This is a genomic window from Halalkalibacter sp. HAAS-P013, assembly GCF_056619925.1.
The window spans coordinates 147,184-166,681 of sequence record NZ_JBWQTU010000003.1; the positions used below are offsets into that span (position 1 = coordinate 147,184).

A 19,498-nucleotide genomic window follows, 5' to 3' on the forward strand; every position below is an offset into this window, starting at 1 on the left:
TAATTTGGGTCGATGTATTTGCCCAACACCTTATGTATAGTAGAAAATGAGGTGAAAAGCTTGGAAATTAAAAGATCTGTCACAAACAAGAGAGCTGTACTATTGCTTGGTATTGTATTACTATTATTTGTCATATTACTTGGTCGAATTATTTATATTCAATCAACTCAAGAAATAGACGGACAAAATTTACGATCTCTTGGAGAAGAGCGGTGGACAAGAACGGAAGTGATCGAAGGTGTTCGTGGTACAATTTTTGATCGTACAGGTAGTCCAGTTGCGCAAGAAGTAAATTCATATACTGTTTATGCTGTTTTAGATCAAAATTATCAAAGTTATGTAGTTGACGCCGAAGAAACGGCAAGCCTTCTTGCTCCACATATAAACATGAATGAACAGGATCTTGCTAGAGCCTTTACTAATGCCCAGTCTGAAGGGAAGTTTCAAATTGAATTAGGAGCAGGCGCAAGACATTTAACGTATGAGCAAGTCACAACTATTCGCGAATTAGAATTAGACGGAATTTATTTTCGGGAAGAATCTAGACGATACTATCCGAAGCAAACATATGCATCTCATGTCATTGGTTTTACAGAACGTAATACAGGGGAAGCTCGAATGGGACTAGAGCGCAGCTTCGATGAAATCATGAAAGCTGATGACGGATCCATTAGTTATCAAAGAGATCGTAAAGGATTTCCCTTATTAAATCCTAATGAAACGATAACAGCTGCTAAAAATGGGCACGACATTTATTTAACTTTGGATTCAAATATTCAAACGGCTCTTGAGCAGGTCATGACTCAAGTCGAGGAACAATACAGTCCTGAAAAAATGATTGCAATTGTTGCAGATCCAAAGACAGGAGAAATACTTGGGATGAGTAACCGACCAAGTTTCAATCCGAATCATTATGAGCAAATAACCAATTACTTAAATTACGCTGTATCTGACCGTTATGAACCTGGTTCAACAATGAAAATGTTTACTGTTGCAGCTGCAATCGAAGAAGGGGTATATAATGGTGAGGAACAATATCAATCTGGTACAATTGAAGTAGCTGATCGAAGAATTGGAGATCATAATGAAGCACGAGGTTGGGGATCGATTTCTTTTGATGAAGGATTTTATCGATCTTCTAATGTTGCTATGGCTAAATTAGTACTTGAAAAGCTAGGCTCGGAGAAACTGTATGAATACTTGACTAAATTTGGATTTGATCAAAAGACTGGAATTGATTTACCTAATGAAGCTGATAGTTTACTGGCAAAAAGTGGTAGGGTTGATGCTGCAACAACAGCTTTTGGACAAGGTAGTGCAGTGACACCGATCCAACAAATTCAAGCGGCAACTGCCATTGCAAATGACGGTAAGATGATGAAACCGTATATCATAGATCGAATTATCGAACCGAATCAGAATACAGTTGTCCAAAAAAATGAACCAGAGGTGGTTGGCGAACCAATTTCTAAAGAAACAGCCGACCAAGTTAAGGACCTACTCGAAGGGGTAGTGACGAATTCCGCAGGTACAGGGCATCCTTACTATTTAGAAGGCTTCGATGTGATTGGAAAAACAGGTACTGCTCAAATTAACAACCCGAATGCAAGAGGTTATATTCACGGGCATGGCGAAAATATCTTTTCATTTTTAGGAATGGCACCTAAAGAGGATCCTCGTGTTATCGTTTATGTTGCAGTGGACCGACCGAAAATTGGGTTAGATGAGTCTGGGGCAGCTCCGACCTCAATGATCTTTAACACGATTATGAAACATAGTTTACAATATTTAAATATATCCCCTACAGTTGATGAAATCGTAGAGGAAACAGAGACAGGTTTTAAAACTGACAATTATGTTGGCCAGTCTACTTCTAGTTTGAAAGAGAGCATAGAAGAGGAAGGGATTGAACTTACTATACTTGGGAATGGTTCAGAAATAGAAGCGCAACAGCCTCTTGCTAATAAAGGAATGTTAGAAGGGGAACGATTGTTCTTACGTACAGATAGTAAGACGTTTTCGATGCCTGATTTAACAGGATGGTCCAATCGTGATGTCAGACGTTTTGCTCAAGTGATGGATCTTAATCCAACTTTCTTCGGAAGAGGATATGTCCAAACTCAGAGTGTTGAGCCCGGGACAGTGATCGAAAAAGGGGATTATATTGTCGTAGAACTAGCTCCCCATAATGGAAATATAGAGCATGTAGAGGTAGAAGTTGAATAGACAGGAGAATAGGAATTAATTTAGAGTGACTCGCACTTGTTCTAACTATCCGTGTACAAGCATACGTTTTTAAAACAAGCCTAGCCATAATGTGACCACAGAAAATGGTGAAATCCAACTTTCAGTAGCCTTTTCATAAGTTATAGGCATTTGAAACGAATGTATGCGGGAGGTATTACGGTGCGAGTTTCTAACGTAACAGTAAGAAAACGACTAATTCTTGTATTGTTTTTTGGACTGGCTGTATTCTTAATCATTGCATTAAGACTCGGTTACGTCCAATTTGCACTCGGTGATTGGTTAACAGACCGAGCAGAAGATTCATGGAGTAGAGATGTCCCTTTTGAAGCAAAAAGAGGGGAGATTAGAGATCGTAATGATGTAGTTCTAGCAACAAATGTTAGTGCTCCATCTATTCTAGTTGTCCCTAGACAAGTGAAAGATCCCGTTGATACAGCTGAGAAACTAGCTTCGGTTTTGGATATGGATCATAAGAAAGCTTATGAATATGTCACAAAAAATGAATCAATTGTTAGGATCAATCCTGAAGGTAGAAAAGTAACGAAAGAGAAAGCAAGCGAGGTAAGGTCATTGCGTTTAGCTGGAGTGTATATTGCCGAAGATAGTAAAAGGCATTATCCTTTTGGGAGTTACTTATCTCACGTACTTGGTTTTGCTGGAATTGACAACCAAGGGTTAACAGGCTTGGAGTTATATTATGACGATAACTTAAAAGGAGACAGTGGTTACGTATCATTCTTTTCCACAGCAAAAGGGAACCGCATGCCTAACTTAGCAGACGAATATACTGCTCCAGTGAATGGCCTAGATTTACGTTTGACAATCGATAGTCAAGTACAAACAATTATGGAACGAGAGTTAGATATTGCAGAAGCTACTTATAATCCGGATGGTGCTATTGCGATTGCAATGAATCCTAACACAGGAGAAGTCTTAGGGATGAGTAGTAGACCTCATTATAATCCAGAGAACTTCCGTGACGTTCCTCCGGAAATCTATAACCAAAACAAACCTGTATGGATGCAATATGAGCCAGGTTCAACATTTAAGATTATTACATTGGCAGCGGCTCTTGAAGAGGGAGAAGTAGACTTAGAAAAAGATACATTCAATGATCCAGGTTATATTGAAGTTGCTGGTAGGAATCTAAGATGTTGGAAAAAAGGTGGCCATGGCCATCAAACATTTTTAGAAGTCGTTCAGAATTCATGTAACCCTGGATTCGTTGTACTTGGTGAGCGTCTCGGTAAGGATCGTCTGTTTGATTACATTGATGACTTTGGGTTTGGCGAGAAAACCGGAATCGATTTACAAGGGGAAGGGACCGGAATTCTATTTAATAGAGACCGTGTTGGTCCGCTCGAACAAGCCACAACAGCATTTGGTCAAGGGGTAGCAGTGACGCCAATACAACAAGTAGCTGCTGTTTCAGCAGCTATCAACGGTGGCTATTTATATCAACCTTTTTTAGCAAAAGAATGGGTTGATCCTCTAACAAATGAAGTAGTTGATCAACAATCCCCGATTCTAAAGAGAAGAGTAGTCTCTGAAGAAACGTCAAAAGAAGTTCGATATGCCTTAGAGCATGTTGTAGCACTTGGGTCTGGTAAAGGAGCATATATTGATGGTTACAGAGTTGGCGGAAAAACGGGGACTGCTCAAAAAGCAAAGGACGGTCGCTATTTAGAAAATAACCACATTGTCTCTTTTATTGGATTTGCTCCTGCGGATGATCCGCAAATTGTCGTATATGTAGCCATCGATAATCCAAAAGATACACTTCAATTTGGGGGAGTTGTAGCAGCTCCTATTGTCGGTAACATTATTGGAGATAGTTTGCTTGCAATGGGGGTAGAAAAACGTGATGGACAAATTGAAAAGGAAATGACTTGGACAGATACTCCTTTAATAGAAGTTCCCGATTTAGTCGGGCGCACAATGCGTGAACTTAATGAATCCTATTATGAGTTGAAGGTCGATGCAGATGGAGAAGGAAATTATGTACTTGCTCAATCTCCAGAACCTGGAGTAAAAGTAGAAGAAGGTTCAACAATCCGACTTTATATGGGTGACAAATAAGGACAAAACGTCTAAAATAATTAAAGTGTTTGCACATTGCACAATTGGTGGAAGTGATTAAAAAAAGTGAAATGGATGAATTGAGAGGTTTTAAGAATGATGAAACTACAAGAACTCCTTGTACCGCTGAGGTTTCAAGACAATAATTGTGATACTAATCCTGAAGTTACATCTCTTGAAATGGATTCTAGAAAAGTGAAGGAAGGTACCGTATTCTTCTGTATCAAAGGGTATACAGTTGATGGGCATGACTATGCGAAGCAAGCAGAAAGTCAAGGGGCGGTAGCGATTATCGCTGAACGCCCTCTTTCTGTGTCTGTTCCGGTCATCATCGTTCCTGATACATTTAGAGCAATGGCAAAGCTAGCTTGTCATTTCTATGATAATCCTACGCAAAAGCTGCAGTTGATTGGTGTAACTGGAACAAATGGAAAGACAACGGTAACTCATTTAATAGAAAAGGTTATGCAAGATGCAAAGAGGAAAACAGGTTTAATTGGGACGATGTATACAAAGATAGGATCGAAGCAATATGAAACGAAAAATACGACTCCGGAGTCGCTCCCATTACAAAAGTTATTTAAAGAAATGGTAGACGAAAAAGTCGATGTTACGTTGATGGAAGTTTCTTCTCACGCACTACACTTAGGACGGGTACGAGGGTGTGACTTTGATGTTGCTGTCTTCACAAATTTGTCTCCAGACCATTTAGATTATCATAAGACGATGGAAGCATATTTGTATGCAAAGGGGTTACTTTTTGCCCAATTAGGCAACACATTTTCAGATAAGACAGCTGTTTTGAATGCAGACGATCCAGCTTCGAAAGAAATTGCTCGTTTAACTACTGTAGACATTGTTACATATGGGGTTACAGAAAAAGCTGACTTTACAGCGAGTAATATAAAAATGAGTCCTTCAGGGACAACTTTTGAATTAACGGCTTTTGGAAAAAAAGAACAGATTTCATTGCAATTAATTGGGATGTTTAGTGTATACAATGCTCTTGCGGCTATCGCGACTGCTTTTGTTTCAGGCGTCTCACTTGCTTCAATTAAAGAAAGCTTAGATCATGTAGAGGGAGTAGCTGGCCGCTTCGAAACCGTAGACGAAGGGCAAGATTTTACTGTTATTGTAGATTACGCACATACTGCTGATAGTCTAGAAAATGTTTTAAAAACAGTAAAAGAATTTGCTACCAAAAAGATCTTTGCTATTGTTGGTTGTGGTGGAGATCGAGATCGAACAAAACGTCCTGTCATGGCGAAAATTGCGTGTGAACATGCAGATAGAGCGATTTTCACTTCAGACAATCCTCGTTCGGAAGATCCTGAATTAATCCTAAAAGATATGACTGAAGGAGTTAAAGAGGGCCAGTATGAAGTGATTATTGACCGTGAAAAAGCGATAAAACAAGCAATTAAAGAGGCAAAGAAGGATGACATCATCGTGATTGCAGGGAAAGGACACGAAACATATCAAATTCTTGGTGATAAAACGATTCACTTTGATGATCGAGAAGTAGCTCGCCAAGCAATCTTAGAAAAGAACTCTTTATAGACTAATTAAGATTTTTGGTATGAAAAGACATATCATTATCATGTAGTTGATAACAATAATTAGAGACGGAAAGTCTTTAATCATTGAACTTAAATAATAGAAAAATAATGACAAATGAATAAGGTTATTCGTTGTAAAGAAAGGAGGAATGATCAGTGATGTTAGAGCGTGTATTACTTCTTACCTTACTGGCTTCATTTCTAATTGCTGTCCTCCTGTCCCCGATTTTTATTCCTTTTTTAAGAAGGCTTAAATTTGGGCAAAGTATTCGTGAGGAAGGTCCAAAGTCTCATCAAAAGAAAAGTGGTACACCAACAATGGGAGGAATTGTCATTGTCTTGACAGTTCTTGTAACGACAGTTTTTATTTCAACTCGCTTTTTGTCTTTTAGTCAGGAAATTCTTTTATTATTATTAGTAACTGTTGGGTTTGGTGTAGTTGGGTTTTTAGATGATTTTATTAAGGTTGTCCTAAAGCGTAACCTTGGTTTAACATCAAAACAAAAATTAGCCGGTCAATTAGTTATCGCTATCCTTTTTTATTTTGGATTAATTCAAATGGATTTTTCAACGGAAATTCATGTTCCAGCAACAAATTTTTCAATTGATCTTGGTTGGCTGTATTTACCATTAGTGATTGTTATGTTGGTTGGTGCGTCAAATGCAGTAAACTTAACAGACGGATTAGATGGTTTACTTGCTGGAACAGGAGCAATAGCTTTTGGTGCATTTGCTGTACTTGCATGGCATACCGGCTATATAGATGTGTCAATCTTTAGTGCGGCTATAGTTGGGTCTGTTTTGGGATTTCTTGTATACAATGCGCACCCTGCTAAAGTTTTTATGGGTGATACCGGCTCATTAGCGCTAGGTGGTGCAATTGCAGCCATTGCGATTATGACAAAAATGGAAATTTTGCTTATCTTAATTGGTGGGGTTTTTGTTATTGAGACGCTTTCGGTTATTATTCAAGTAATCTCCTTTAAAACGAGAGGGAAGCGTATCTTTAAAATGAGTCCTCTACATCATCATTATGAGCTTTCAGGTTGGTCTGAATGGCGTGTCGTTGTAACATTTTGGTTTGTTGGAATGGTATTCGCTGTGCTTGGAATCTATTTAGAGGTGTGGTTGTAATGAAATCAAATGATTTATTTAAAGGGAAGAAAATATTGGTAGTAGGGCTAGCGAAAAGCGGAGAGGCTGCTGCTAGGCTTCTTCACAAACTAGGAGCTGCGGTTGTTGTAAATGATGCCAAACGATATGAGGAGAATCAACAAGCAAAGGAGCTTGAGAAACTTGGAATTGAAGTGGTTTGTGGGCATCATCCGCTATCACTTTTAGATGGAAATCTTGACTTAGTTGTAAAAAATCCAGGAATACCCTACTCAAATCCGATCATCAAAGAGGCTATACATAGAGGGTTGTCTGTAGTTACTGAGATTGAGATTGCTTCATTAATCAGTGAGGCTGAAATCGTGGCAATAACAGGATCAAATGGCAAAACGACAACGACAACATTAATTCATGAAATGCTTAAAACGAGTGATCGAGAGCCTCTAATTGCTGGAAATATTGGAACTGTCGCGTGCGAAGTGGCTGAAAAGGCAACGAATAGTCAAGTTATAGTTTTGGAAGTTTCCTCATTTCAATTACTTGGAACGGAACAATTTAAGCCAAAAGTGAGCGTCTTCTTAAACTTATTTGATGCCCACCTTGACTACCATGGCACGAAAGATGAATATAGTTTAGCAAAGGCAAAAATTACGGCAAACCAATCAAAAGAAGATTATCTTGTCTATAATATGGATGACCCAATTGTTAGTAAGATTGCAAAAGGAAGTAGCGCAACGCTCATTCCTTTTTCTGTAAAACAAAGACTTTCAAAGGGTTTATGTATTCAACAGGACTCTATTTATTTTAATGGACAATCAATTATTTCATTAGATTCTATTGTATTACCTGGTGCACATAACCTTGAAAATATTTTAGCGGCCATTGGAGCTGCTTTAACGCTAGGATCTCGTTTGCAGCAAGTTCGGCATGTCTTACAAACATTTAGTGGTGTTGAACATAGGTTGCAATTTGTAACAGAGTATAAAGATAGAAGGTTTTTCAATGATTCAAAAGCAACAAATATTTTGGCTTCTCAAAAGGCTTTAGAAGCTTTTAGCCAACCAATTGTACTTTTAGCTGGTGGTCTAGACCGTGGAAATGACTTTGATGATTTGTTGCCATCTTTAGGAAACGTTAAAGCACTAATCACATTTGGAGAAACGAAAGACAAACTAGCAAAAACAGCAGAGGAAGCCAACGTAAAGACGATTGTTTATGCTGATGGAATGCAGGAAGCTGTTTTGGCTGCCTTTGAAAAATCAGATGAAGGAGACGTTATATTGCTTTCACCAGCGTGTGCGAGTTGGGATCAATATAAGACGTTTGAAGAAAGAGGAGAAAGGTTTGTTGAGGCAGTGAAAAGCCTTGAAACAACGTTACAATCATAAGAAAAAGGTCAACTCAAATGTTTGAGTCGGCCTTTTTTCATTATGCTGGACATGTTTTATGGAACTCATGCATACCTTTAAGTTGAGGGGTTGTACAGTGTAACAAAACTTAAATCGTGTTAGATGAGGTGTTTAGGAATGCCAAAAACGAGATCAGCACCAGATTATGTCCTAATGTTTACAACAATTACACTTTTAACGATTGGACTAATAATGGTTTATAGTGCAAGTGCTGCGTGGGCAAGTTATAGGTTTGATGATTCGTTTTTCTTTGCAAAACGGCAACTCTTTTTTGCGGGAGTTGGGGTTATCGCGATGCTATTTGTCATGCGGGTTGATTATTGGACGTGGCGTACTTGGTCAAAGGTCATTATTATTACTTGTTTTATTTTGCTTGTCATAGTTCTTATCCCAGGAGTGGGGCTTGTCCGAGGTGGGGCGAGAAGTTGGTTGGGAGTAGGGGCTTTTTCTATTCAACCTTCTGAATTTATGAAAATGGCAATGATCGCTTTTCTTGCAAAGTATTTATCCGAAAACCAGAAGAAAATCGTTTCGTTTAAACAAGGGCTTGTTCCTTCACTATCCCTTGTTATGGTCGCATTTGGTATGATTATGTTGCAACCAGATTTAGGGACAGGCGCGGTTATGGTAGGAACTTGCGTAATTATGATATTTGTTGCTGGTGCAAGGCTTAGCCATTTTGCTTGGCTTGGTGTAGCTGGACTTGCTGGTTTTGTTGCGTTAATAGCCTCAGCTCCATACCGTATTAAAAGGATTACTTCATTTTTAGATCCATGGTCCGATCCTTTAGGAAGTGGGTTTCAAATTATTCAATCCCTCTATGCGATTGGTCCTGGCGGCTTAATGGGAATGGGCCTTGGCGAAAGTAGACAAAAATATTTCTATTTACCAGAACCGCAAACTGATTTTATTTTTGCAATATTAGCAGAAGAACTTGGCTTTATAGGTGGGTTCATTGTCTTATTTTTATTTGGTATATTACTATGGCGAGGGATAAGAATCGCTTTAGGGGCACCAGATTTATTTGGAAGCTTTTTAGCTGTTGGGATTATCTCGATGGTCGCCATTCAAGTCATGATTAATGTCGGTGTTGTTACAGGGTTAATGCCTGTTACAGGTATTACGCTGCCTTTGCTTAGTTATGGTGGTTCGTCATTAACACTCATGCTCGTATCAATTGGGGTATTACTAAATATAAGTCGATATGTAAGATAATGGTTATCTCAAATAGTTGTGACTCTAGATGATATGAGGGTCACAACTATATAGAGTTAGCTTTTTTACGATGAACAGAAAATTACGATTTGAAATCAAAATATTACATAAGTTAAATATTCGTGGGAAAGTATGAAAGATAGCGGAAGGCTGAAAAAACTAACAGGTTTCGTGTATAATACAAGTTCTGATCATGATAAAATGGTATTATTAATGTATTTTTGGGAGGAAGCCAATGAGAGTAGTTGTAAGCGGTGGAGGTACAGGGGGGCATATTTATCCTGCCTTATCTTTAATTAAAGAGATAAAAAAAAATCATAAAAATGCAGAGATCCTTTATATCGGGACAGAAAAGGGGTTAGAAGCCGAAATTGTACCTAGAGAGGGCATTCCATTTGAAACCATACATATTACCGGTTTTAAACGTAAACTCTCATTTGAAAACTTTAAAACGGTCACTCGTTTTTTGACAGGGGCAAGACGTGCTAAGCAATTAATAAATAAATTTAAGCCAGATGTTGTGATAGGAACAGGTGGGTATGTTTGTGGACCTGTCGTTTTTGCTGCAGCAAAGTTAAAGATACCCACAGTGATCCATGAACAAAATAGCGTGCCAGGCCTAACAAATAAATTCTTGAGCAAGTATGTGGATCGTGTTGCTATTTGTTTCGAAGAAGCGAAGCAATTTTTTCCTAAAGAGAAGGTAGTGTTCACGGGTAATCCAAGAGCATCAGATGTATTGAATATTAATCCTGAAGCCGGAAGAGAATCTTTAAACCTTAACCCTAATAAAAAAACGGTATTAATAGTTGGGGGAAGCAGGGGAGCTAGACCTATTAACGATGCTTTTCTATCTGTTATTGATGAATGGTCGAAAAAAGATTATCAAGTCGTGTATGTAACAGGAGCGGTTCATTATGATGCGGTAATGGAAAAGGTTAAGGGGTCTAACGAATCAGATAATGTGATTATTAAACCATTTATTCATAATATGCCCGATGTATTAGGTGCTATTGACTTAATTGTTGCTAGAGCAGGTGCGACGACGCTTGCAGAAATTACTGCACTTGGTTTACCAAGTATCTTAATACCAAGTCCATACGTCACAAATAATCATCAAGAAAAAAATGCTAATGCATTAAAAACTAGCGGAGCTGCCATTGTAGTAAAAGAACAAGATATGAATGGTGAAAGATTACAAAAAGATATTGATAGTGTGTTAACTGTTACTAAGAAATGGAATGAAATGCATTTAGCTGCAAAGGAACTTGGTGTACCATTAGCTGCGAATAATGTCTATCAGCTACTAACGGAAACGGCACGATAAATAGGTAAGTGCATAAGTTGAAAATAGGTATATAAGAAATTATAACTTCTTGTAGCATGAAAAGAGGGAACGTAATATGAAGCATTTTATAGAAGCAATTCAAAAAGAGAATTTTGGAGTTGTAAAGGAAAGAGAACCTCTTTCTAATCATACAACTTGGAAGATCGGCGGGCCGGCTGATGTTTTGATTGAACCAGATAGTCTCGAAAGTTTAAAACGTCTTATGGAATTAATTACTATTCATAATGTTCCCTGGAGAGTTATTGGAAGGGGATCGAACTTATTAGTGGCTGACGGTGGGATTGAAGGTGTTGTCATCAAGCTCGGAAAAGGAATGGATAATCTTGAAATTGATGGTGAAACAATTAAAGTAGGAGGAGGCTATCCTCTTATTAAGCTTGCTACAATTATAAGTCGTGAAGGGCTCTCGGGGCTAGAGTTTGCTGGTGGCATACCAGGATCTATCGGTGGTGCCGTATTTATGAATGCAGGAGCACACGGGTCAGATATCTCAAACATCTTAAAAGAAGCTCTCATTCTTTTTCCAGATGGAAGACTAGAGTGGATAAAAGGAAAAGACATGGGGTTTTCTTACAGGACGTCTCGCCTTCAACAGGAAAGTGGGATATGTGTTGAGGCTGTTTTCCAATTAAAAAAGGGAGGAAAAGAGGAGATAGTCAAACATATGCAAGCAAACAAAGATTATCGCCGTGAGTCTCAACCTTGGAAACACCCTACTTGTGGAAGCGTCTTTCGGAATCCGCTCCCTAATTATGCCGGACAATTAATAGAGGAATCTGGCTTAAAAGGGTTTCAAATTGGTGGTGCTCAAATTTCAACTATGCATGCAAATTTTATTGTAAATATTGATGATGCAAAAGCAGAAGATGTAATTAATTTAATTAACCATGTAAAAGAAACGATAAAATCAAAGCATAATATTGAAATTGAGACGGAAGTAGAAATGATTGGACGCCCAAAAGAAAACGAGTAAATTAGATTATTTTCATTAGTAAATATGTTACAATTAAACAAATAAGAGGATTAATTGTCACTACTCCTTTCACAATCCTATAGGGAGAGTGGAAGGAGCCCTTTCTAGGGGTTTACTAGGAATAAGGCAAGGATAAAAGAGAAAAAAGATCTAACTTTATGATTGTTGACGTGGGCGGAGGAGAAGGTATGAGCAAGGAAAAGGTAGTTACGATTAATGAACGAATTCCATCGCTGAAAGAGCAGCGAAAGCAGCGTGCTAATCGACGTTTGCTGTTTTTTTTATCTTTCTTTTTCTTACTCTTATTGCTAATGGTCTATTTTCAATCGCCGCTAAGTCATGTTAGAAATATCGTTGTTGAAGGAAATCACTTTGTTTCAGATGAGGAACTGACAGATCTCAGTCAAATAACAACTGGGACAAGCATGTGGAACCTTGAAAGTGAAGCAGTCATTGAACGAATGATCCAACATGTTGTCATTCGTGATGTACAGATTGAGAGAAAGCTGCCTAGTACAGTAAAAATTTCTGTTGAAGAACATTCAAGGATTGGTTATCTTTTCCAAGATGATAAATACTTTCCTATTCTAGAGACGGGACAATATTTAGATGAGTTGCCACGGCAAGAATTTCCATCTGATGCCCCATTGCTGGTTGAATTCTCTCAAGGAGAGCAATTAGCAGAGCTTTCTGCGGAACTGCAAAAAGTTCCGAGTCAGTTAATTGAGAGAATATCGGAAATTGTATATGAACCAACAGACAGCGATACCCTTTCTATCGTATTATTTATGACTGATGGCATTGAGGTACATACATCCATTCGAAACTTTTCGGAGTATATAGCTCCTTATCCTTCAATCGTTAAGGAACTTGATCGAGAAAAACAAGGGATTCTTCACTTGCGGATGAGTCCTTACTTTGAGGAATTTATTACGGAGGAGGAGACAGATAGTGAAGGTGAAGGGTAAACATATTATTCTATCCTTCGTCTTGCTTGTAACTGGATTTATCTTGGCATTAAGTTATGAGATAACGAGCGAAAGGAGTTCGGCACTTTTACCAGGTTTCGAAAGACAATGGGAAATTGAAGATGAACTTAGAAACCAAGTAATTATGGAACAGACGACAAATCGCAAGTTACAAGAGGATTTGCGATTATATCAGGCTGAAATCAGAGAGCTTGAAAATAATCTTGCTTCATTGGACGAAGAACAAGAAGTAAAAGCAATAAATTTACTTGAAGATATTGAAAGGCTGCGAAAACTAGTCGGCCAAGTACCAGTACAAGGGCCGGGGATTGAAATAGCACTTGAAGATTCTGATTATCTACCTGATGGCGCGAATCCAAATGATTATATTGTCCACGAGTTTCATATTCAACGAGTTGTTCATGAGCTTTTTGTTGCAGGAGCAGAGGCGGTGGCTATAAATGGGTTTAGGCTATCGCATCAGTCCTATATTCAATGTACAGGACCGGTCATTCGAGTGGACGGCAATACGTCGTCAGCTCCTTTTGTGATCACTGCTATTGGTGATTCTGATCATCTAGAATCAGCTTTAACATTGCCGGGTGGTGTCCAACAGCAGCTTGTAAATGACGAGGTAACAGTAAGAATTCAAAAGAAAAGCACCCTCACACTAGAACCGCACTTGTCTGAAAGAGGGTGAAAAGATGAATAATATAAAGTGGATTTTTACTATAGTAACCTTTATTATCGGATTAATGTTGGCAATTCAATTTCAAACAACACAAGAGCCCGTTATTCGAGATACAAGAGATATTCGTGAACTCAGGAGAGAATTACTAACAGAACAAGAGCGAAGGCAGCAGCTAAATAGTGAAATTGATAAGACGCAAGCCCTTTTGTTACAGTATGAAAGATCTATGGATAATAGAGAAGAAGATGTCACAGAAGTTCTTTCTCAGCAGATTGAAGATCTAAGAATAGAAGCGGGACTTGAGGAAACACGTGGCGAGGGGATTATTATTACAATTGATTCGCTTTATAACGATCAATTTGTTGGACAAGCAAAGCGTTCTCCTCCTTCCGAGGTACTTCGTTATCTCGTAAATGAATTAAACATTTACGGAGCGGAAGAGATTGCAGTTGGGGCAGAGAGAATCATTACTACTTCTGCTTTTCGAGATGTTAATGAAATAACCTATTTAAATAACCGCCGATTACCACCTCTTCCATTGCAGGTGAAAGTTCTTTCAGATAAGTCGGAGAGTCTTCACAATCATATGGTCGTATCTGCTTCGATTGAATACTTGGAGATCAGAGGGTTTTCTTTAACGATCGAGAAAGCCGAAGAAGTGGAAATACCAGCATATGATCAAACAAGACGAGTTCGCTATATGGAAGAAGTAAAGGAGGGGTAATCGATGTGGCTACCGATAGTTGGATTAATTATTGGGGTTTTATTAGGATTAATGACTGAATTTCGTGTGCCGGCTGAGTATTCAAGCTATTTGTCCATAGCATTATTGGCAGCTTTAGATACACTGTTTGGTGGAATTCGAGCTTTTTTACAAAATACTTTTGATTCAAATGTATTTTTATCAGGTTTTTTCTTTAATATTCTTTTAGCTGCAGGTTTAGCTTTTCTAGGGGTTCATCTTGGTGTAGACTTATACCTAGCAGCGATCTTTGCTTTTGGTGTTCGTCTTTTTAATAATATTGCAGTGATACGTCGAATGCTGCTTTCTAAATGGCAGGCAAGTCACCAAAAATAACAAAGATAAAAGGAAACTTATGAAAATGCGTGAAAAAACAGAAAAAAATTAGAAAAACGGCGTTTATTAAAAGGATAATAGTATCGAGTGTTGAATTAGTCTATAATCTATGAATATATGTTAAAATCGCTAATTCTTAAAAGCTATACTTATTGTTAAACTTAAATTGACGCGGTTGATTACACGAGGAGGTGCCATAGATTGAACAGCAACGAGATATACGTAAGTTTAGACATCGGTACATCCAATGTCAGAGTGATCATTGGTGAAATGTCAAATGGAACGATGAATATTATTGGAGTTGGCAAAGCAAACTCTGAAGGGATAAAAAAAGGCTCAATTGTTGATATTGATGAAACAGTTCAATCTATACGCAGAGCAGTAGACCAAGCTGAGCGAATGGTCGGACTTTCAATCAAACAAGTGGTAGTTGGAGTTAATGGCAATCATATTCAGTTACAACCTTGTCATGGAGTAGTAGCTGTTTCTAGTCCGGATAGAGAAATTGGTGATGAAGATATCACTCGTGTGATAGATGCATCTCAAGTACTCTCGATCCCGCCTGAGCGTGAGATTATTGATGTTATACCTAAGCAGTTTATTGTAGATGGTCTTGATGAAATTAATGATCCGCGTGGTATGATAGGTGTAAGGCTTGAAATGGAAGGTATGATTATTACAGGTTCGAAAACGGTTTTACATAATCTGCTTCGCTGTGTTGAACGTGCAGGTCTACAAGTTGCTGAGGTATGCTTACAACCTTTAGCAACAAGTTCTGTTGCTATTTCCAAAGATGAAAAAAGTTTGGGTGTTTGTTTGATTGATATTGGTGGTGGCTCCATTACTATCTCTATTTTTGAACAAGGCACATTGCAAAATACAACCGTACTTCCAATAGGTGGAGACCACATTACTAATGATATTGCCGTTGGTCTACGTATTTCGTCAGAAGAAGCTGAGCGTATCAAAACGAAACATGGACATGCCTATATTGATGATGCCTCAAAAGAAGAGCGTTTTGATATGACAACGATTGGACGTTCAGATACAGAAGAGTTCTCACAATATGAGCTAGCTCATATTATTGAACCAAGAGTTGAAGAAATGTTTGAATTAATTTTCCGTGAATTGAGTCGTTTAGGTTATCGTGATTTTCCAAGCGGATATGTATTAACTGGCGGTACCGTTATGATACCTGGTGTATTAGAGCTAGCAAGTGAACTACTACAAGCTAATGTTCGTGTGGCTGTTCCAGATTATTTAGGGGTGCGTGAACCTCAATATACAACAGGTGTTGGTCTCATCCAATTTGCATATAAAAATGCAAAGGTTCAAGGAAAAGAAGTAGCTGCTTCCGTGACTGAAAATCAAGCATATGAAGAACCGAAACGAGAACGTAATGAAGCACAGGCAGCACCAAAGAAAGAGAAGACGAAGTCAAAGGGTAAAATGAAGAACTGGTTTAAAGTTTTTTTTGAATAGATAATGAACGGGATACAGTCTGATTAGGGGGACCTTACATGTTAGAGTTTGAAATGGATATGGATCAATTAGCACAAATTAAAGTTATAGGTGTTGGCGGCGGTGGTAGCAATGCCGTTAACCGTATGATAGAGAATGGATTACAAGGTGTGGAATTTATTGCTGTAAATACTGATGCACAAGCGTTACATCTATCAAAAGCAGAAGCAAAACTACAGCTTGGCGGGAAGCTCACGCGTGGTTTAGGTGCTGGAGCTAATCCAGATATCGGAAAAAAAGCAGCAGAAGAAAGTCGAGAGCAGCTTGAAGCAGTATTACAAGGAGCAGACATGGTATTCATCACTGCTGGAATGGGTGGTGGAACAGGTACAGGGGCAGCGCCAGTTATCGCTGAAGTTGCTAAAGAATTAGGAGCTCTTACAGTTGGTGTTGTTACTAGACCGTTTACATTTGAAGGTCGCAAGCGTTCAACTCATGCAGCATCTGGTATACAAGCTCTTAAAGAAAAAGTTGATACATTAATTGTTATACCTAATGATCGCTTATTAGAAATTGTCGATAAAAACACACCGATGCTTGAAGCATTTAGAGAAGCAGATAATGTTTTACGTCAAGGTGTACAAGGTATTTCGGATCTGATCGCTGTACCGGGGCTAATCAACTTAGACTTCGCTGATGTGAAAACGATTATGAGTGAGAAAGGTTCAGCGTTAATGGGGATCGGAATTGCGACTGGTGAAAATCGTGCAAGTGAAGCAGCGAAAAAAGCAATATCAAGTCCGTTACTTGAAACATCAGTTGATGGTGCACAGGGTGTACTAATGAACATTACTGGTGGATCGAACCTATCATTGTATGAAGTTCATGAAGCTGCAGAAATAGTCTCAGCTGCTTCTGATCAAGAAGTAAATATGATTTTTGGTTCTGTAATTAATGAAAATCTAAAAGATGAAATTGTTGTTACAGTTATCGCAACAGGTTTTGATGATGTTGAAAATAATGGACATCCTCGTCCGATGTCACCAAAAATGTCAAAAGGACAAACCAACCAAGCACCTGTACAAGAGGAGCAAAAAGAATCACGGTTTACTCAACAAAGTCAAACGCCACAAGAACCAACGGATACGTTGGATATTCCAACATTCTTGCGCAACCGTAGAAACAGAAATAGATAATTAGATTTTAAAGTATCTGCTCTATGCATAGAGCAGATACTTTTTTGTGCATAAAAATTGGGGTGCAGTTCAAAGTCAGGAACAGAGATGGACCGTTTGCTTCTCGCCGTGAATGTGTACCCCACTCCTCTCAAGGCTCTTAAAAGATGTAGCGACTCCGCACATTGCTTCGGGTTTATCCCAAAAGGTGAAAATCATACCTTTTGGATAAACCCTTTTTTGCATAAAAATTGCCGTGAATTAATCAATTATTTCCTCAACTGAAAAGATGACAATAATACAAAAAATCTCCTAAAATAACTCCCTCGTGCTTGTCATGAAGCGACAGACTTCTTAATAGAATGTGTAATATACTTGTTTCAAATCAATGGATGTGAGGATGAATATGACCTTATATATTGATGTGATTTGGCTACTGAATCTTTGTATTGACTATTTATTAATTGCTTTAACGGCATTAGTGTTAAAGCGACAGTTCCATCACATTCGAATGATCCTAGCAGCACTGTTCGCATCACTAATTGTTTTTTTGATGTTCAGTCCGATTGCATCATTATTTAACGAGCCTTGGATGAAGTTTCTTTATTCAGCAGTTATTGTATTTATTGCATTTGGGTATAGGAGGTTGCAATACTTTTTACAGGGTTTGCTAATGTTTTATTTTGTTGCATTTATGACAGGAGGAGGGTTGTTTGCCTTACATTATTTCTGGCATACCGAAATTGATGTTTTAGATGGAATGGTTCAAGTGAATTCCGGTTATTTTGGTAGTGGAATAAGTTGGGTATTTGTTCTGATTGGGTTTCCGTTAATTTGGTATTTTTCGAAGCATCGTTTTGAGACGATTGAAATGAAGCGTGTTCAATATGATCAAATTGTAGATGTAGACATTACGATAGCTGGCTATACGTTTAGAACAAAAGGGCTTATCGATAGTGGAAATCAATTAACTGACCCGTTAACAAAGAAACCAGTAATGATTATTGAGGCCAAACTATTGTACCCCTTCTTTTCGGAACAATCAGTCAATCATATCGTACACTTTCACGAACATGCACAAGAGGGAGGAGAGCAGAATTTACTAGAACGTGCTTGCATTATCCCGTACCGAGTAATTGGTCAATCACAGCCTTTTATAACGGGACTGAGACCAGATAAGATTAAGATTTTTCATCAAGAAGAACAGTTTGAAACAACTAATGTCTTGCTAGGATTACAAGAAAAGGAGTTATCTCCTGATGGGGTATTCAATTGTATCGTTCATCCAAAGTTAGTACTCGGTGTTTCCACTGATAAGCTAGCATAATCAAGTAATTAGGAGGCACACAACATGCTAAAGCTAAAACTAACCTTATTGTGGTACAAATTAATGTATCGCCTTGGAATGAAAGCTGATGAAATTTATTACATAGGTGGAAGTGAAGCCTTACCACCACCTCTATCAAAAGAAGAAGAAGCTGTCCTTTTGAAGAAACTACCTTCTGGTGATAAGGCTGTTCGCTCAATGCTGATTGAACGTAATCTACGCTTAGTTGTGTATATTGCTCGTAAGTTTGAGAACACGGGAATTAATATTGAAGACTTAATTAGCATCGGAACAATTGGATTAATTAAAGCTGTTAATACCTTTAATCCAGAAAAGAAAATTAAACTAGCAACATATGCATCAAGATGTATTGAGAATGAAATTTTAATGTATTTACGAAGAAACAATAAAACACGCTCTGAAGTATCTTTTGATGAACCGTTAAACATTGATTGGGATGGTAATGAACTTCTGCTTTCAGACGTATTAGGTACAGAGGAGGACATTATTACAAGAGGAATTGAAGAAAAAGTAGATAGAAGACTTTTGGTCAAAGCTTTGCATACGTTAAATGATCGTGAAAAACAAATTATGGAACTAAGGTTTGGACTAGCTGGTGATGAAGAAAAAACACAAAAAGACGTAGCCGACATGTTAGGAATTTCGCAATCCTACATTTCACGATTAGAAAAAAGAATAATTAAAAGATTACAGAAAGAATTTAATAAGATGGTATAGAGCTTAGGAAAAAAGGGCGCCCTTCCCTTTTTTCCTAAGCTCGAAGCAATGTGCGTAGCCGCTGCAATGTTTTAAGCCTAAAGGAGTGGGTTTCTCCTTTAGGCGCGCAGCGAGTGG

Annotated in this window: 16 protein-coding genes; all 16 read left to right on the forward strand. The window is 38.2% G+C overall.

Going from position 1 to position 19,498, the window contains the following annotated elements:
- Nucleotides 1-60 precede the first annotated feature (60 nt).
- The 16 genes from AC1FXP_RS07075 (at nt 61) to sigE (ending at nt 19,381) form a co-directional block, all read left to right on the forward strand.
- A complete protein-coding gene (locus AC1FXP_RS07075) occupies nt 61-2,226 on the forward strand; it encodes a penicillin-binding protein (RefSeq protein WP_480059784.1) in 2,166 nt (721 codons plus the stop codon).
- Between the two features lie 180 nt (nt 2,227-2,406).
- On the forward strand, nt 2,407-4,326 hold the full coding sequence (locus AC1FXP_RS07080; protein ID WP_480059786.1) for a stage V sporulation protein D: 1,920 nt from the start codon (nt 2,407-2,409) through the stop codon (nt 4,324-4,326).
- A 99-nt stretch (nt 4,327-4,425) separates the two neighbouring features.
- A complete protein-coding gene (locus AC1FXP_RS07085; protein ID WP_480059820.1) occupies nt 4,426-5,886 on the forward strand; it encodes a UDP-N-acetylmuramoyl-L-alanyl-D-glutamate--2,6-diaminopimelate ligase in 1,461 nt (486 codons plus the stop codon).
- 158 nt (nt 5,887-6,044) lie between these two features.
- Nucleotides 6,045-7,019 carry a phospho-N-acetylmuramoyl-pentapeptide-transferase gene (gene mraY / locus AC1FXP_RS07090; RefSeq protein ID WP_480059822.1) on the forward strand — a complete coding sequence of 325 codons (975 nt, stop codon included), beginning with the start codon at nt 6,045-6,047 and terminating at the stop codon, nt 7,017-7,019.
- Complete coding sequence (gene murD / locus AC1FXP_RS07095) at nt 7,019-8,386, forward strand: UDP-N-acetylmuramoyl-L-alanine--D-glutamate ligase (RefSeq protein WP_480059788.1); 1,368 nt, start codon at nt 7,019-7,021, stop codon at nt 8,384-8,386. The genes mraY and murD overlap by 1 nt, the downstream gene beginning before the upstream one ends.
- A 138-nt stretch (nt 8,387-8,524) precedes the next feature.
- On the forward strand, nt 8,525-9,622 hold the full coding sequence (gene spoVE / locus AC1FXP_RS07100; protein ID WP_480059790.1) for a stage V sporulation protein E: 1,098 nt from the start codon (nt 8,525-8,527) through the stop codon (nt 9,620-9,622).
- Nucleotides 9,623-9,857: 235 nt separating this feature from the next.
- Nucleotides 9,858-10,949, forward strand: a complete 1,092-nt coding sequence (gene murG, locus AC1FXP_RS07105; protein WP_480059792.1) for an undecaprenyldiphospho-muramoylpentapeptide beta-N-acetylglucosaminyltransferase — start codon at nt 9,858-9,860, stop codon at nt 10,947-10,949.
- 76 nt (nt 10,950-11,025) lie between these two features.
- Nucleotides 11,026-11,943: a UDP-N-acetylmuramate dehydrogenase gene (gene murB / locus AC1FXP_RS07110; protein WP_480059794.1), complete on the forward strand. Its 918-nt coding sequence runs from the start codon at nt 11,026-11,028 to the stop codon at nt 11,941-11,943.
- 188 nt (nt 11,944-12,131) lie between these two features.
- The gene (locus AC1FXP_RS07115; RefSeq protein ID WP_480059796.1) at nt 12,132-12,911 is read left to right on the forward strand and encodes a cell division protein FtsQ/DivIB; all 780 of its coding nucleotides are present in this window, start codon (nt 12,132-12,134) and stop codon (nt 12,909-12,911) included.
- Complete coding sequence (locus AC1FXP_RS07120) at nt 12,895-13,611, forward strand: DUF881 domain-containing protein (protein ID WP_480059798.1); 717 nt, start codon at nt 12,895-12,897, stop codon at nt 13,609-13,611. The genes AC1FXP_RS07115 and AC1FXP_RS07120 overlap by 17 nt, the downstream gene beginning before the upstream one ends.
- 4 nt (nt 13,612-13,615) lie before the next feature.
- Nucleotides 13,616-14,326: a DUF881 domain-containing protein gene (locus AC1FXP_RS07125; protein ID WP_480059800.1), complete on the forward strand. Its 711-nt coding sequence runs from the start codon at nt 13,616-13,618 to the stop codon at nt 14,324-14,326.
- A 3-nt stretch (nt 14,327-14,329) separates the two neighbouring features.
- Nucleotides 14,330-14,680: a small basic family protein gene (locus tag AC1FXP_RS07130; RefSeq protein WP_480059802.1), complete on the forward strand. Its 351-nt coding sequence runs from the start codon at nt 14,330-14,332 to the stop codon at nt 14,678-14,680.
- A 201-nt stretch (nt 14,681-14,881) separates the two neighbouring features.
- Nucleotides 14,882-16,162: a cell division protein FtsA gene (ftsA, locus tag AC1FXP_RS07135; protein ID WP_480059804.1), complete on the forward strand. Its 1,281-nt coding sequence runs from the start codon at nt 14,882-14,884 to the stop codon at nt 16,160-16,162.
- Nucleotides 16,163-16,200: 38 nt separating this feature from the next.
- On the forward strand, nt 16,201-17,337 hold the full coding sequence (gene ftsZ / locus AC1FXP_RS07140; RefSeq protein WP_480059806.1) for a cell division protein FtsZ: 1,137 nt from the start codon (nt 16,201-16,203) through the stop codon (nt 17,335-17,337).
- A 379-nt stretch (nt 17,338-17,716) separates the two neighbouring features.
- Entirely contained in the window at nt 17,717-18,643 is a 927-nt protein-coding gene (gene spoIIGA / locus AC1FXP_RS07145) for a sigma-E processing peptidase SpoIIGA (RefSeq protein ID WP_480059808.1), read from the forward strand.
- A 24-nt stretch (nt 18,644-18,667) separates the two neighbouring features.
- On the forward strand, nt 18,668-19,381 hold the full coding sequence (sigE, locus tag AC1FXP_RS07150; RefSeq protein WP_035662472.1) for an RNA polymerase sporulation sigma factor SigE: 714 nt from the start codon (nt 18,668-18,670) through the stop codon (nt 19,379-19,381).
- Nucleotides 19,382-19,498: the final 117 nt, after the last annotated feature.